At 60.7% G+C, this 14,981-nt stretch carries 13 protein-coding genes; 3 read left to right on the top strand and 10 right to left on the bottom strand.

Annotated features, from left to right (window positions below; translation table 11 throughout):
• Nucleotides 1-123: 123 nt before the first annotated feature.
• Genes FDM28_RS16185 through FDM28_RS16175 form a run of 3 tightly spaced genes read left to right on the top strand, consistent with a single transcriptional unit; the run spans nucleotide 124 to nucleotide 3,820 of the window.
• The gene (locus tag FDM28_RS16185) at nucleotides 124-1,755 is read left to right on the top strand and encodes a peptide chain release factor 3 (protein ID WP_138517002.1); all 1,632 of its coding nucleotides are present in this window, start codon (nucleotides 124-126) and stop codon (nucleotides 1,753-1,755) included.
• A 15-nt stretch (nucleotides 1,756-1,770) separates the two neighbouring features.
• Entirely contained in the window at nucleotides 1,771-2,631 is an 861-nt protein-coding gene (locus tag FDM28_RS16180; protein WP_138517000.1) for an HAD family hydrolase, read from the top strand.
• Nucleotides 2,624-3,820 carry an MFS transporter gene (locus FDM28_RS16175; protein ID WP_138516998.1) on the top strand — a complete coding sequence of 399 codons (1,197 nt, stop codon included), beginning with the start codon at nucleotides 2,624-2,626 and terminating at the stop codon, nucleotides 3,818-3,820. Before FDM28_RS16180 ends, FDM28_RS16175 begins: the two co-directional genes overlap by 8 nt.
• Nucleotides 3,821-3,853: 33 nt before the next feature.
• Here the strand turns inward: FDM28_RS16175 and FDM28_RS16170 are convergent, their stop codons facing one another.
• The 10 genes from FDM28_RS16170 to FDM28_RS16125 all read right to left on the bottom strand — a co-directional run bounded on the left by FDM28_RS16170 (nucleotide 3,854) and on the right by FDM28_RS16125 (nucleotide 14,897).
• A complete protein-coding gene (locus FDM28_RS16170; protein WP_138516996.1) occupies nucleotides 3,854-4,558 on the bottom strand; it encodes a hypothetical protein in 705 nt (234 codons plus the stop codon).
• Between the two features lie 47 nt (nucleotides 4,559-4,605).
• Entirely contained in the window at nucleotides 4,606-5,646 is a 1,041-nt protein-coding gene (locus tag FDM28_RS16165; RefSeq protein ID WP_138516994.1) for a histone deacetylase family protein, read from the bottom strand.
• Nucleotides 5,643-7,139: a type I restriction-modification system subunit M gene (locus tag FDM28_RS16160; protein ID WP_138516992.1), complete on the bottom strand. Its 1,497-nt coding sequence runs from the start codon at nucleotides 7,137-7,139 to the stop codon at nucleotides 5,643-5,645. Before FDM28_RS16160 ends, FDM28_RS16165 begins: the two co-directional genes overlap by 4 nt.
• Entirely contained in the window at nucleotides 7,136-7,564 is a 429-nt protein-coding gene (locus FDM28_RS16155) for a hypothetical protein (RefSeq protein ID WP_138516990.1), read from the bottom strand. The genes FDM28_RS16160 and FDM28_RS16155 overlap by 4 nt, the downstream gene beginning before the upstream one ends.
• Nucleotides 7,548-8,141 carry a transcriptional regulator gene (locus FDM28_RS16150; RefSeq protein ID WP_240792052.1) on the bottom strand — a complete coding sequence of 198 codons (594 nt, stop codon included), beginning with the start codon at nucleotides 8,139-8,141 and terminating at the stop codon, nucleotides 7,548-7,550. Before FDM28_RS16150 ends, FDM28_RS16155 begins: the two co-directional genes overlap by 17 nt.
• 65 nt (nucleotides 8,142-8,206) lie before the next feature.
• Nucleotides 8,207-8,626 carry a PPC domain-containing DNA-binding protein gene (locus FDM28_RS16145; protein WP_138516986.1) on the bottom strand — a complete coding sequence of 140 codons (420 nt, stop codon included), beginning with the start codon at nucleotides 8,624-8,626 and terminating at the stop codon, nucleotides 8,207-8,209.
• A gap of 15 nt (nucleotides 8,627-8,641) precedes the next feature.
• Nucleotides 8,642-8,908: a hypothetical protein gene (locus FDM28_RS16140; RefSeq protein WP_206021996.1), complete on the bottom strand. Its 267-nt coding sequence runs from the start codon at nucleotides 8,906-8,908 to the stop codon at nucleotides 8,642-8,644.
• Between the two features lie 8 nt (nucleotides 8,909-8,916).
• A complete protein-coding gene (locus tag FDM28_RS16135; RefSeq protein ID WP_138516984.1) occupies nucleotides 8,917-10,800 on the bottom strand; it encodes an AAA family ATPase in 1,884 nt (627 codons plus the stop codon).
• 12 nt (nucleotides 10,801-10,812) lie between these two features.
• Nucleotides 10,813-12,114, bottom strand: coding sequence for a restriction endonuclease subunit S (locus FDM28_RS16130; RefSeq protein WP_138516982.1), 1,302 nt, complete (start codon nucleotides 12,112-12,114; stop codon nucleotides 10,813-10,815).
• Nucleotides 12,111-14,897 carry a type I restriction endonuclease subunit R gene (locus FDM28_RS16125; protein WP_206021995.1) on the bottom strand — a complete coding sequence of 929 codons (2,787 nt, stop codon included), beginning with the start codon at nucleotides 14,895-14,897 and terminating at the stop codon, nucleotides 12,111-12,113. The genes FDM28_RS16130 and FDM28_RS16125 overlap by 4 nt, the downstream gene beginning before the upstream one ends.
• Nucleotides 14,898-14,981 lie beyond the last annotated feature (84 nt).

The following is a 14,981-nucleotide window of genomic DNA, read 5'->3' as shown; positions in this document are numbered from 1 at the left end:
TAGTTGTGGCGGCAAGTTTAAGCCTTGCCCCGCGCGCGGCTGTCGGGGCAGCTCTGTAAAATACGCCCTCTTCTCGTGCGGCCCGCCTGTGATGCGCGGCCCACCCGACCCTGGACCCCCCCTGTGACCTACGCACCCGAGACCAAGCGCCGCCGCACTTTTGCGATCATTTCCCACCCGGACGCCGGTAAAACCACGCTCACCGAAAAGCTCTTGCTGTTCTCGGGCGCAATCCAGATCGCCGGCTCGGTGAAGGCCCGCAAAGCCAGCCGCCACGCCACCTCCGACTGGATGGAAATCGAAAAGCAGCGCGGCATCTCGGTGGCCTCCTCGGTCATGCAGATGTCGTACCGCGACCATGTGGTCAACCTGCTCGACACCCCCGGCCACAAAGACTTCTCGGAAGACACCTACCGCGTGCTGACCGCCGTGGACTCGGCGCTGATGGTGATTGACGCGGCCAACGGTGTGGAAGCCCAGACCCGCCGCCTGATCGAAGTGTGCCGCCAGCGCGATACGCCCATCATCACGTTTGTCAACAAGATGGACCGCGAAGTGCGCGAGCCCCTGGACATCCTGGACGAAATCGAGCGCGAGCTGGGCATGCCCTGCGTGCCCATGACATGGCCCGTGGGCCAGGGCAAGCTGTTCGGCGGCATCATCAATTTGCGCACCCAGGCCATGACCGTGTTTGAGTCCGGCAGCGAGCGCCGCCCGCAAGACTTTGATGCCATGCCCCTGAGCGACCCGGCGGCGTTGCAAGCCCGCTTCGGCCACGAGTGGGACACAGCGGTGGAGAGCATGGAGCTCGCCACCGGAGCCTCCCCCGCCTGGGACCACGAAGCCTTTTTGGCCGGCAAGCAAACGCCCGTGTTCTTCGGCTCCGGGGTGAACAACTTCGGTGTGATGGAAGTGCTGGACGCGCTGGTGGACCTGGCCCCCGCACCCCAGAAGCGCATCAGCACCACGCTGGTGAACCGCCAGCCGGTGGTTAAAGAGATTCAGCCCGAAGACGAAGCCTTCAGCGGCGTGGTCTTCAAGGTGCAGGCCAATATGGACGCCAACCACCGCGACCGCATCGCCTTCGTGCGCATGGCCAGCGGCAAGTACACGCCGGGCATGAAGCTCAAAGTCATGCGCACCGCCAAAGAGCTGCGCCCCACCTCGGTGGTGACCTTCATGAGCCAGCGCCGTGAAGCGGTCGAAGAAGCTTACGCCGGCGACATCGTGGGCTTTACCACCCACGGCGGCGTCCAGCTGGGCGACACCATCACCGATGGCAGCGTCAACCTCATGTACACCGGCCTGCCCTTCTTCGCACCCGAAATGTTCATGACCGTAGTGCTCAAAAACCCCTTGCGCACCAAGCAGCTGCAGCAGGGCCTGGCCCAGTTGGGCGAGGAAGGCGCCATCCAGGTGTTCAAGCCCGAAATGGGCGGCAACATGCTGCTGGGCGCTGTGGGTCAACTGCAGTTTGAAGTGGTGCAGCACCGCCTCAAGGGCGAGTACGACGCCGACATCCGCCTGGAAAGCAGCCAATACACCGGTGCGCGCTGGATTACGGCCGATAGCCCGAAGGAACTGCAGGAGTTTGTGAACGCCTACCCCATGCGCATGGCCAAGGACGCGGCAGACACCCTGGCCTACCTGTGTACCAGCCCCTACGACGTGCGCCTGGCGCAAGAGCGCTTTCCGAAGATCCACTTCCACCCGCTGCGCGAACATGCGGGTTTGGCACTGCAAACAGCAGGCTAAACAAAAGGCCCCCACGTGAAACCCCTGGCGCAATGGCCGGTGGACAGCCGCCGTGCCATCCGCGGGGTGTTCACCGATATCGACGACACCCTCACCCACGACGGCCACATCGCCCCTGAGGCGCTGCAAGCGCTGGGCGATTTGAAGGCTGCGGGGCTCACGGTTATTCCCATCACCGGGCGGCCCATCGGCTGGTGCGAGCCCTTCATGGCGGGCACCAACGGCCCGGCCTGGCCGGTGGATGCCATGGTGGCGGAGAACGGGGCCGTGGCTTTTGTACCCGGCCCTGCCTACGCGATTACGAGCCAAATTGACCTCCAGCGCCCGTCGGATATGCGCGGGGCGCTATCAAAACGATATCAACAAAGTGCTGAAGTGCGCACCGCCAACCGGCTGCGCATGGACGCCATTGCCGCCCAAGTCTGCGCCGAAGTGCCGGGCGTGGAGCTCAGCCGCGACAGCGCGGGCCGCGAAACTGACCTCGCGTTCGACTACGCAGAATTCGCCCATCACTCCGCCGAAACGGTGCAACGCGTGCTGGCCCTGCTGCAAAACCACGGCATGCAAACCACGGTGAGCAGCATCCACATCCACGGCTGCTTCGGGGACTTCAACAAATGGACCGGCGCCTGTTGGATCGTCCGCGAGTTGTTGGATCGTGACCTGAGCACCGAGTTGGACCAGTGGGTGTTTGTGGGCGACTCGGGCAATGACCAGGCCATGTTCCAGCACTTCACCCACAGCGCGGGCGTGGCCAACATTGCGCGCTTTGTGCCACAGCTCAGCCACCTGCCGACCTACCTCACGCCTTCTGCGCGAGGCGCAGGTTTTGCCGAGGTCGCCCGCGCCATTCTGGAAGCACGTTCTTTTGCATAACGACCCCACCACCGGCGCCACTGCGCACCCCGGCTCCCGCACAGGCTTGCTGGCCGTGTTCGGCTCCACGCTGTTTCAGCTCTCGGGCGTCTTTATGTTGTCGCCGCTGATGCTGGTGCTGCTCACAGAGCGGGAGGTGTCCACCACCATCGCCGGCCTGTTTGCGGCGACCACCTGGTTGGGCATATTTATCGTGACGCCCTTTGCATCAGCGCTCACGCGGCGATGGGGCCGCCGGAGCGCCATGTGGTTTGCCTCCGGCGTGCCGCTGGCAGCGGCAGTAGGCTTCTTGAGTACCGACTCCATAGCGGTGTGGTTTGTGTTGGAGCTTCTGGCAGGCATTGCAGGCGGCATGCGCTGGGTGCTGGCCGAGGCCTTGATTGCCGAGTTCTCGCCGCCCGAGCGCCTAGGGCGCACCATGGGCATGTACGCCACCATGGTGGGCGCGACCTTCATCATCGGCCCCAGCCTCTTGGCCTGGGCCGGCAGCACAGGGCATGTGGCGCTGGGTCTGGTGATCGCACTGCTGACCCTGGGCCTGGTATGGACCATGTTCATACCGCCCATCCCCACTCCTGCAGAGGCCGGCAACACCAGCGTCGGACCGCGCGGCCTGTGGCAGGCGGTGCAGCAGCACCCTATCCTGATGCTGGCCGGATTTATCGGCGGCTTCTTTGAGCTGGGCCTGGCCTCCATCCTGCCGCTCTACGGCCTGAGCATGGGTCTGGGCGCCAGTGCAGCTGCGTTGTTGATTTCTGTGAGCGGCCTGGGCAGCACGCTGGCAGCCATTCCGGTGGGCATGGCGGCAGACCGGTTTGCAGACCCGGTGCGTGGCCGCCGCAGCCTGATGGTGGCCGTGGCCGCCGTCGCCTTAGCGTGTGCTGCAGCCCTGCCTTTGGTGGAGCACGCCATCTGGGTCGCGTGGCCGGTGGTGTTTTTGCTCGGCGCCGCCGGCAGCAGCCTCTACACCCTGTGCATGACCGACATAGGCGCACGCGAAAAAGGGATTGCCCTGGTCAACTGCACCGCGGTGCTGGTGCTGAACTACACCTTGGGCGGGCTGGTGGCCTCCGGCATCAGCGGCGCGCTGATTGACTGGTCGGCCACGGTGGCTTTTCCGGCGGTGTTGATCCTGGTGGCGGCCGTGGGTCTGGCCGCCCTGCTGCGCGCCCGCCGTAACCCGGCCTGATCCACCGCCACGCGGCCTTGCGGCCCGAAACGCTTATTTGCCCGAGGTCGATTTTTTGACGACTTTGGCCGCTGGCCTGGCAGACTTGGATACCGGTTTTTTCGCCGAAGCCTTGGCCTTACCCTTAGCCGATGCTTTTGCAGATGCTTTGCTCTTGGCACCCGCTTTGGCTTTGCCCTTGGCGGCCGACTGCTTGACGCTCTTTACCGTCACGGCCTTGCCCGGCGGGGGCAGCAAATCTTCAGTGGTCAGGCCATAGCGCTCGGCCATGTTGGCCCAGCCGGTGCCCCTTGCCTTTTGGGGCAAGACCCCATCCATCACCTGTTCGCCCTGCGGAGTGCGCAACACACCGCCATGCAACGCCGCCTGCAGCTGATCCGGATTGGGGTAGGCCACGCCCTGCTGCGCCAGTGCGCCTTGCGCGAGCTTGAGCGCCAGGCGTACTTCGCCGTAACCCAAAGGTCCTGTCGCTGGTTCTTTGCTGGCCGCACCTTCGGTAGCCGTCGGGCGGCCGCTGCGCAAGGTGGTGACCAGTTGATCCGCATCGTGGCGGTTGCCGATCCAGCCGCCGAACTCGGAGATAAGCCGCTCTGTGGAAGCTGCGTTGTCGAGGGTGGCTGTCACGCCCTGGGCCAGCACCAGTGCGGGGGTAGCCACGGCACAAGCCATGGCCACAACGGTGGCACGCACACCGCGCCGCAGCCACACGGGGCTGCAGATTTGAAAAATCGAAGTCATAAACGCAAGCTTAGCTGCTCCGGGCGGGCTACCCGCCCCGGTGCGTGTTACGGATTGGTAAAGCCCTGCAACACATTCACCGCATTCACCCCCACCTCTTGCACGGCGTAACCGCCTTCAAAGATGAACACGGTGGGCAAGCCGGCTTTCGCCAGGCGCTCGCCGATGCGCAGGTAGTCGTCCGTCTTGAGCTTGAAGCCGGAAATCGGGTCGCCCTCAAAGGTATCCATGCCCAGCGACACCACCAGCGCGTCCGCACCAAAGCGTGCAATGCCCGCCAAGGCAGTCTCCAGGGCCTGGGCCCAGGTGGCGTAGTCGGTACCGCGAGGCAGCGGCAGGTTGAGGTTGGCACCCAATCCAGCGCCGGAGCCAGTTTCATCCGCATGGCCCAGATAGAACGGGTACTCGGTGCGCGGGTCGCCGTGAATGCTGGCGAAGTACACATCGGGCCGGTCGAAAAAGATGGCCTGCGTGCCGTTGCCGTGGTGGTAGTCCACATCCAGCACCGCCACCTTTTTCATGCCTGCATGGCGCAGGTGCTGGGCGGCCAGCGCTGCGTTGTTCAGGAAGCAGTAGCCACCAAAAAAGTCCGCACCTGCATGGTGCCCGGGCGGGCGGCTCAGGGCGAAGGCGGCGCGGTCGCCGGCCACCACCACTTGAGCGGCGCTCAGAGCGCAGTTCGCACCGGCGCGGGCGGCCACCCAAGTGCCGCTGGTGAAGGGCGTGCCTGCGTCGTACGAATACAGACCCACTTTGGCCGCGAAGTTGTCAGGCTCAATGTCGGTGCGGAAGGTGCGCGTGGGCCAGACGGAGGGCAGGATGTCCTTGTCCGCATTGGCTGCGTCCAGCGCCACCCACTGGTCCCAGGCGGTGGCCAAAAAGTTCAGGTAGCGCGGGCTGTGGATGGCGGTGAGCGCCGCCTCGTCAAAGGCCTGCGGCTCCAGCACGGCGCCCAACTGGCGGCGCTGCAGCTCTGCCAGCACATGGTCGGCACGGGCCGGCACCTCAAAGCACGGCACCAGCGCGCCGCGGAACATTTCGACTTTGCCCTGGTGTTGGGCGTGGAGGTGGTTGTAAAAGGTTTTCATTCGATAGCGTCCTCTGTCATGTCTGCCGCAATCAGCTTGAACTGTTCTAGAGCGGCTTGTAGATCTTCCACAATTTCCAGCGCAATCACGCCGGGTGCCGGCAGGTTGTCGCTGTCGGCCAATGAATCATCTTTGAGCCAGAAGATGTCCAAGCTGGTCTTGTCACGGGCCACCAGCTCGTCATAGCTGTAGGCGCGCCAGCGGCCGTCCGGGTTCTCGGGCGACCACGTGGCGGCGCGTTGGTGGCGGTTGCCCACCTGATACAGGTCTACAAACTCGTCCAGGTCCGCACGAGTCAGCGGGTTGGTCTTGAGGGTGAAGTGTTTGTTGGTGCGCAGGTCGTAGATCCAGAGCTGCTTGGTCCACGGCGTTTCACTCGCGCCCTTCTTCTCAAAGAAGAGCACATTCGCCTTGACCCCCTGAGCGTAGAACAGGCCGGTAGGCAGGCGCAGCAGCGTGTGCACATCGCATTCGTGCAGCAGCTTTTTGCGAATGGTCTCGCCTGCGCCGCCTTCAAACAGCACGTTGTCGGGCAACACCACCGCTGCGCGACCATGGGTGGCAAGCAGGGTTTTGATGTGCTGCACAAAGTTGAGCTGCTTATTGCTGGTGGTCGCCCAAAAGTCGTCGCGCTCGATGGTGTCTTTTTCGGTGCTGGTGCGGCCGTCTTCGCCCACGATGACGGTGCTGCTCTTCTTGCCAAACGGCGGGTTGGCCAGCACCACCTCAAAGCGTTCGCCGGGGTCGGCGGCCAGCGCGTCACCCACCACCACGGGCACCTGCTTCTCAGAACCAATGCCGTGCAGCATCATGTTCATGGCGCACACACGGGCCGTGCCCTGCACCAGCTCGTAGCCGGTGAAGGCTTTTTCCTTCAGGTGCTTGAGCTGCTCGCGCGTGAGGCTCTTGTTGTGGCTGGTGATGTAGTTGTGCGCTGTAAACAAAAAGCCACCGGTGCCGCAAGCCGGGTCGGTAATGCGCTCTCCCGGTTGCGGGGCCATGCAGTCCACCATGGCCTGAATCAACGCGCGGGGCGTGAAGTACTGGCCTGCGCCACTCTTGGTGTCTTGCGCGTTCTTTTCCAGCAAGCCCTCATAAGCATCGCCCTTCACGTCTGCGCCCAGCACCGTCCAGGTCTCAGCACCAATCAAATCGACGATCACGCGGCGCAGCTTGGCCGGGTCCTGGAACTTGTTTTGCGCCTTGCCGAAAATCAGGCCCAGCGTGCCTTTCTCTTGTCCCAGCTTCTCCAACAGGTGGCGGTAGTGGTCAAACAGCTCGTCGCCGTCCTTAGCCAGCAGCGTGGGCCAGGCGTAGGCGGCGGGCACGATGCTGGCTTGGTTGTAAGGCGGCGCGCTGCGCTCGTCGGCCATTTTGAGGAACAGCAGGTAGGTGAGCTGCTCCACATAGTCGCCATAGCTCATGCCATCGTCGCGCAGCACGTTGCAGTAGTTCCAGAGCTTCTGGACGAGGGAATTGGTCGTGGTGTTCATGGTTTTTGGATGGGAGGCAAGGCGCCCAATTTGGCTGCCACTTGGCCGCAAGCGGTAATGAGGTCTGCCACAAGGCGGGAGTCCACCTCGAGCATGCCCTCGTACTCGCCCAGGTTGCGCGCGTCGTGGCATTTGGACAATACACGCCACACCTCCGGCCCCAGGCCCAGTGTGTGTGGCAACAGTTGGAAAACGATAAAGCGGTTACCCGAGCGGTAGCCGTGCCAGCGCAATGCCGCCAGACACAGCGCATGGGCGGCGTTGTAGGCCAGGTCAAACTGGCTTTCCAGCGCCAAGCCCGGCTTCTGCGCATCGTGCAAGCGCGCCAAACCCATGCGCTGCAGGCCGGCAAATTCGTTGGCATCCGGCGGTTCGGCACGCAGTGCCTTGCCCGGGCCAGCCAGGTTTTCAAAGGGCGAGGTCATCAGGTCCTCCTATCAGCCAGATCTTGGGCTGCGCCATCACACGCGACACAAAAGATCCACCTTCGCTCAGCCTTTTGGCAAAGTCTTGTGGCGTGTAGATGTTGGGGTTGACCTCGCGACCCAACTCTTCGGTCGCTGCTTGCAGCGCCAGGATAACGTCGGCAAACGTCAATGTGTCGCTGAGCAGCATCAAGTCAATGTCACTGCTGGCCGTGTCTTCTTTTTTGGCAATCGAGCCATAGACAAAAGCCGCTTTGATCTGCGTTGCCAGCGGAGCCAGCGCTGAGCGCAAAGGCTCCGCCAAGCCCACCGTCTTGCGCACCACGCCGCACAGCTCAGCATAGATGGGCGAAGCCGGGTTGGCTTGGTAATGCTTTTGGTTGCCTACCGGCTTGACCGTGACCAAACCACTTTGGGCCAGCCGCGCCAATTCGCGTTGTACCGCCCCAGAGCCCACCCCGGCCAGACTGATCAGCTCGGTGGCGTAAAAGCTCCGCTCCGGCTGGCCGAACAGCAAGCCCAGCACGCGCTGCTGCGTGCCAGAAAACAAGGCGGCGGCAAGGCTGGTGCGTGGCATGGTGGTGTTGGCGGAAGGCTGAGTACCCATTTTGGGCATTTTAATACCCAAAATGGGTATTTATGCTATTCCAGTCCACTCCGCGCCCGTATCACCAGCTCGTCATAGCCGGTGGCTGCATCCGGCTCACGGGTGAACTGCCAGTCGGGCAGCAGGGCCAGCAGCACCTCGGCCGTGGTGAGCACGATGCAGCCCGGCGCCACATGCCCGCCCAGCACCTGCCCCGTGGCGGTGGAAATGGCCATGTGCATGTGCGAAGCCGTTTTGTCGCCACCGGCGGCCACGGTACCCGAGAGGGTGAGGATCTCCATGCTCTCGGTCAACCGCGTAGGCTGCGCGGCCCCCGCCAGCCGGATGCCCGCCGTGGACAGGCTGCCGATGCCGGACAACACAAACGCTGCGCGGCAGTTCTGGGCCTGGACAGCGGCTTCCAGCGCTGCGCGCAGGTCTTGGCCGGGGGGCAGACGGATGGGAAGCGTCTTCATAGTCTCTATGCCAAATCAGGTTCTTGCGCCCATGGATACAGCGCGAGCAGCTATCAAAACAGAAGCAAATCTTTGCCTAGCCATGGTGGTGAAGCCGATGCGCGGCCCCAGCAGCAGGTACACCCCGGTTTGCGCCAGCTCGGGCCGGGCCTTCACCTTCGGCAGCAGCGCACGCGGGAATACCAGCGGCTTGCCGATCCAGTTGGACTTGTCGACGATGCGCAGGCCGTCGGGGTCGCCGTCGGCGACGATGATGCGGAGGGAGAAAGGGGTTTGATTCATAACGCCGCTCACAAAGGCAATGCAGCAATGCGCTCAAACAGCGTCTTGAAGTCCACAAATTCCAGACCATCAAAACCAGTTGACGCTTCTGTAAATGCTACTTTTTGTTTTGCTGTTGCATCAATGTCAAAAACCATAGAACCGACAGCAACTGGCTCCCCCTTTAGGCCATGAGTGGCCAAAAGCGCATCGGAGAAATAGTGCTCAATCGAAAAGTGCCGTCGATCTGCTCTTACAGATGAAGCGAAATCTGCGCGATGCATCGGAACTGGAAGAACAATCGCCTGTATGGGCTTAGAGACATGCTTTTTGTGAGCTTGGTCTGCACTGACGTTGAATCCAGCCTTTGCTTGCAACGAATTAAACGCATTGCAGCCAGCCGCATCGTTATCAAAAATCGCTGTGATTTTCCGATCAGAAACTATGGATAAGAATTCGGTACAGCGCCTCAGCATTTCAGCGCCACCGTCGCGCTTTTCCGGCTCAGGATCAATCCCGCAAGGAATAATTTCAAAAGGCATTGGAATACCTGGGTTCAGTTTTCCCCATGCAACTGAAATTAGGGTTGCATCAGTCTTTCCCTCAACAAGCAAAGCTGGCAAAGTGCCTGCATTCACTTGATTCAGAACAGCATTCTGAAAAGCTCGTGTCTCAGCGAAAGTGTTTAGCGCCGTTTGAAACTCAGAGTAACTCTCTGGGGTGATTACTGCGCCAGTCGGCATTTCACGCAGTTCGAAACCGCTAGTGCCGAAAACCCGGTCCATACCTAGCGCAACAAGAGGGGCATGTACGCTAACTATGAACTGCACCTTAGGGAAAAGCTGCATCAACTGCGGAAGCACCTCAAACTGAAGTCCCATGTGGAGATGCAAGTCCGCCTCATCGATGAGCACTATCCCAGCAATATCTCCTGTTGCTTGAAAATCCATTGCCGACATATCAGCATCGCGAATGATGGATGCAAACAGGCAAAACAATGCACTTTCGCCTGCGGACAAACTCAACATATCCTTCACGACACGAACGATTTCGCCATTTTTTCTGATCGTTGCCGTAATGATTCGTTGATTCCTGTGCCCTATCCCCAATTGCAATTGTTCATCAGGCCCACGACAAAGTACTTTTTGTAAAACCGCTTGCACTGCCAAAAAAACAGCATGCGCCTTACCTGGCATTGCAATTCGCGCATTGACAGGAGGCGCACCTGCAGCCAAGGGCACAGCGACCGGCTGATACTCAGAAACCATCATGTCAAATATCACTGCATGCAACCATTCCAGCGTCGGCTTCAGCCTGTTCCTTGAAAGAATTCGCCTAGCCGTTCTCCCTTTCATCCGGACTTGCTCTGGCAATTGCAAATCGGTCGATAAACTCTCAGTGTTGAGCCAGTCTGGAGGTTCGAAACGATCAGCAGGGAAAAACAATAGGCTTGTTTTCTGCAAGGTTGCTTCAAGTAAATGGGGAGCAGCGAGCTCTCCAAGTGGCAATTTGAAGTGGCTAGTTTCAGTGACAGGTATCTCGTGGCAACTGGTATCTAGGGTCTGAAGCTCCGTCAAATCTGTAATGGTTTCGCGAGCATTGTTGAGTTGCCACTCAATCAATGAAACACCTTTTTCAAATTCGATTTTTGCGAAGTAAAACTGCGCATCGCCATGAATGCCCAGTGGCGACCGAATTCGGTACACCTTACCTTTGTCAACTTCAACGTCTTCATAGATTTGCTGCTTCAACGCGACGAGCGCATTGACGACGAAGGAAATCACAGTTGACTTGCCACTGCCATTCCGTCCCACCAAAAGCAATGGCTTCGGATTCTCTCCTTCAAAGGGAAGCACAAGATTCAGGTCTCGAATGGGCCCAGTGTTCTTCAACTGAATAGATCTCAAATACATATAGATTCCCCTCTAGCCATTCACGAATGCACGCTGAAGTGTTGCCTGCCTCAGCACCTGCGCGCGCTGGAGGTTGGCGTCGACCTCGGCTTCGACTTCGCGGATGATGGATAGGTGGCGGTCGACTTCGGCGACGATTCGGGCTTGCTCTGCGAGCGGCGGCAGGGCAATTGGCAATGCCCGCACTTGCTCAAGACTCAATCCGGGTTTCCCTGCTCCGTAAGCCCAAGACTCCAATGTCTTGCGGCCATTCGCAGGCGAAACAATCCAATTGAAAACAAACGATGCTGTCTCAGGCATGGAGAGCTTCATAAGCGCAACGTGCTGACTCACAAATGCCAGTTCACCCAACGCGGGCACCAAAGCGGACTTGGTTACGTTTGCGCCAGTGATGGTGACGAGGATGTCTCCTCCCGACACACTACTCCGCGTGCCTTCAGCATCGACAGGTACGTCCACTCGCGCGGCATCAGGCAAGTTCAGCGCATCCGTTTTGATGTCTTGGGCACGAATGAACAGGACACCGGTGTTTGAATAAAAATCGCCCCAGCCGCGTGAACCGCTTGTGATGAGGTGCGTCAATTGATCCGCATTTGCCCAAGTCCACCCCACCGGCAATGAGGGCAGCCCATCTTTCAATGGCGCGGCTGTTAGCTTGTACTTTCCACGCCCGGCCCACTTCACCCGCCGCTCCTCAAGAATCCGCTGCAAAAGCTGTTCGCCGGTTTCGTAGGTGCGGCCCTCGCGGTGGGCCAGGGAGGCTTCGGTTTCTGCGAGGCGGCCTTCGACGGCGGCTTTGAGGACGGAGGCTTTGTAGCGCTTGAGGTTGGCTTTGACGCGTTGGAGGTTGGAGACGGCTTCGTCGAGGCCGGAGAACTGTTTTTCGAGTTCGGCGACGATCTCGAGTTGCTGCGCCGGCGCGTGAACTGCTACTTCGACAGCGTTGTAATCATCACGGCTCAATCCAGGAATAGCTGTGGACTTGTCCAACCTGACGAGGTTGAGCGATGTGAGCAAATAGCGGTAGTAGTTAGCTGAGTGTCCATTTGGCGGCTCAACAAAGTAGGTCGTATCAATGGGCCAGCAAGGAACAGGTGAGAAATGGACTGCACCGACATTTCCTTTTCGGCCAACAATGATCGTGGGACCGCTGGTCAATGCGGCAGAGTGTTGACCCACGACGCCGCTTGAGCCGAAAACGGGAACGGAGCCAGTCGCATCCCGTGCAGCGGCTGGCAAGCTCTTCCCGTACTTCAGCGGCAGCAACTCGCCAAGTGTTCCGCGAATGCGGTTTTCAGTTGTCACTTCACTCACGCCGCCAACTCCCGATTCAGCTCCTCAATCACCTTGGGCAGTTCCGCGCCAAAGAGCTGGTGCACCTTGCCCAGGCCGCCTTGGGCGTTGAAGGGGGCGTATTCAAAGTCGTCTATCTCAATGCCGAGGTTGGCGGCGATGTGGTCGCGGATCATTTCTAGCCAGTGTTGTTGTTCAGTGGTGAACGGTTTGTTGTCTGTCTGTTGGTGCTGGGCCAGCCAGGCTTTGAAGTTGGCCTGCACGCGCTCGGGGTAGGGCACTAGCTCGTTGGTCTGCTGCATGGCAAAGCGCACCAGGCTGACCAGATCGGTGAGCAGGCGGCGCTGCGTGGCGCCTTTGACCTTGTCTTTGCGCAGGGTGGCATAGGCCTGCCACAGGGCGCCCTCGTCAATGTTGAGCGGCGGGGCGTGCAGTGCGTCGGCCAAGGCTTTCACGTCTTCAAACTTGAGCGGCGCACGTGTGGGGCGGCTGTACAAGATTTGCAGGGCGGTGATTTCGTCTTTGTGCTGGGCGATGAAATCTTCAAAGCTTTGCACCAGCGCGGTGGCACGGTCGCTGCCTTCGCTAAAGCCGGCGTGCAGCAGGCTGTCTTGGGTGACCGTGTCGATGACCAAGTCTGCCTTTTGCTTCATTTTTAATAGCTGCTCGCGCAGGGCGGGTGCGGCAAATGGCTTGGTTGCGTCCCTCAAGCGCTGGTCTGCCTCGGCGGGCGGCATGTCTTGGGTGGCGTCTATGTTCAGCGCCTCCACAATGCCGCGCGCCAGGTCGCGCAGGGTTTTGCCGCCACTCAGCTCCACCACCTTGGCGCGGTCGGCGTCGCTGGCGTCTTTGTCCAGCCGGGCCAACCTAGCGGCGATGCTGCTCAGCACTTCGTCTTCCACGTTGCCCAGGCTCACGGCTTGCAGCAGTTTGTCCAGGGGCACGCTCTTTTTGGCGTCCATGGGGCGGCTGTCGGTTTTGTCGCGTTCGCACACGCCCACGCAATCGACGATGACGAAGTGGTCTTTCTTGATGTGTTCGCCGGGGTTCACGGCGGCCAGGTCGGTGGGGTTGCACACGCGCACGCCACGGCCTTTCATCTGCTCAAAGAAGCTGCGGCTTTTCACACTGCGCATGAAGACGACGATTTCCACCGGCTTGATGTCGGTGCCGGTGGCGATCATGTCCACCGTCACCGCCACGCGGGGGTAGTAGCCGGTGCGGAAGTCTTTGATGAGCTGCTCGGGGCTGGTGCCGCCGCCCTGGGCGCTGCGGTAGGTGATCTTCTGCGCAAACTCGTTGCCACGGCCAAACTCTTCGCGCAGGATTTCCACAATCTTTTCAGCGTGGTTGTCGTCTTTGGCAAAGATCAGGGTCTTGGGCAACTCGGTGCGGGCGGGGAACATGTCCGCCTGCCAGCGGTCGCGCAGGGTGCGGACCACGGTGCGGATCTGGTCGGGCGTTTGCACGGCGCGGTCCAGCTCTTCGGGCTGGTATTCAAAGTCGTCGTCCAGCTGCCAGGCGGTTTTGCGGCGGGTGGCTTTGTCTTGCGTTTCCAGCCAGAAGCCTTTGTCCACCTTGGCGCCCTGCTCGCTCACCTCGGTTTTGATGCGGTAGACGTCGTAGTTGACGTTCACGCCATCGGCCACAGCCTGGGCGTGGCCGTATTCCATGACCAGGTTTTGGTTGAAGAAGCCAAAGGTCTGTTTGTTGGGCGTGGCGGTCAGGCCAATGAGGTACGCGTCAAAGTACTCCAGCACCTGGCGCCACAGGTTGTAGATGCTGCGGTGGGCCTCGTCGGTGACCACAATGTCAAAGCTCTCAATGGGGATGGCCGGGTTGTAGCCAATGGGCTCGGGGTCTTTGAACAGGGTCTCAATCTTCTCGGTGGATTCTTCGTCGGCCTCCTCGGCCAGCTCGCGCCCTTTGAGCATGCTGAACATGCGCTGGATGGTGCAAATGACCACGCGGGCGCTGGTGTCGAGCTGGTTGCCTTGCAAATGCTGGACGATGTATTCCTCGCCAAACTTGTAGTTGTTGTAGGGCGATGCGTAGGCGTCAAACTCTTTCTTGGTCTGGCGGGCCAGGTTACCCCGGTCCACCAAAAACAGCACGCGGCGCGCTCCGCCGAACTTGATGAGGCGGTAGATGAAGCCGATGCTGGTGAACGTCTTGCCGCTGCCGGTGGCCATCTGTATGAGGGCCTTGGGCTTGTTGGCGGCGAGGCTTTTCTCCAGGTTGGTGATGGCGCCAATCTGCGCGGGCCACAGCTGGTAGCTGGCGCCACCGCTGCCCCACTGGGTAACGAGCTGCGGCATGCTGCGCATGCGGGCCAGAAAGGTGCCGGGCGCTTCGCTCACGCCCTGCCCTGCAGCGGCCGGGGGCAGCAGCGCGAGCCACTGCACCAACAGCTCGGGCCGGAAGAAGGCAAACACGGCTCTGGCGCGCGGCTCGGGGTCCAGGCCGTTGGTAAAGTGGGTTTCTATGCCGGTGCTCTCCCACACAAAGGGCAGCGGGCGGCGCCAGGCAGGCAAGGCGGTGGGCAGGCCTTGGGCGTAGCGGCCGCTTTGCAGCTCTACGCCGGTCAGCGTCGCCCCTTCTTTCTTGGCTTCGATGACGCCGCAGGCTTTGCCGTTCACATAGAGCAGGTAGTCGGCAAAACCAAAGCCGGAGTTGAGGGGGAATTCGCGGATGGCCACACCCATAGCGGCATGGATGTTGGCGCTTGAGACGTCGCAAACGTGCCAGCCCGCTTGCTGCAGTAGCGCGTCGATGCTGACTCTGGCTTTTTGCTCTGGCGTCATGCCCATCTTCCTCCCCTTGCCAGCATTCTAGGTGACAAACAAAAAGAGCCGCCAGCGCTTATGGAATATGCGCGAGCAGCTCTT

Source organism: Rhodoferax bucti, assembly GCF_005876985.1.
Taxonomy (GTDB): Bacteria; Pseudomonadota; Gammaproteobacteria; order Burkholderiales; family Burkholderiaceae_C; genus Allorhodoferax; species Allorhodoferax bucti.
Note: the sequence above shows the minus strand (reverse complement) of the source record. Positions and strands in the feature narration are given on the sequence as shown.

Bases quoted from the DNA above. Each gene is read 5' to 3' on its own strand.
- FDM28_RS16170 (WP_138516996.1), bottom strand. From the start codon at position 4,558: ATGACTTCGATTTTTCAAATCTGCAGCCCCGTGTGGCTGCGGCGCGGT.
- FDM28_RS16165 (WP_138516994.1), bottom strand. From the start codon at position 5,646: ATGAAAACCTTTTACAACCACCTCCACGCCCAACACCAGGGCAAAGTC.
- FDM28_RS16160 (WP_138516992.1), bottom strand. From the start codon at position 7,139: ATGAACACCACGACCAATTCCCTCGTCCAGAAGCTCTGGAACTACTGC.
- FDM28_RS16155 (WP_138516990.1), bottom strand. From the start codon at position 7,564: ATGACCTCGCCCTTTGAAAACCTGGCTGGCCCGGGCAAGGCACTGCGT.
- FDM28_RS16150 (WP_240792052.1), bottom strand. From the start codon at position 8,141: ATGCCACGCACCAGCCTTGCCGCCGCCTTGTTTTCTGGCACGCAGCAG.
- FDM28_RS16145 (WP_138516986.1), bottom strand. From the start codon at position 8,626: ATGAAGACGCTTCCCATCCGTCTGCCCCCCGGCCAAGACCTGCGCGCA.
- FDM28_RS16140 (WP_206021996.1), bottom strand. From the start codon at position 8,908: ATGAATCAAACCCCTTTCTCCCTCCGCATCATCGTCGCCGACGGCGAC.
- FDM28_RS16135 (WP_138516984.1), bottom strand. From the start codon at position 10,800: ATGTATTTGAGATCTATTCAGTTGAAGAACACTGGGCCCATTCGAGAC.
- FDM28_RS16125 (WP_206021995.1), bottom strand. From the start codon at position 14,897: ATGACGCCAGAGCAAAAAGCCAGAGTCAGCATCGACGCGCTACTGCAG.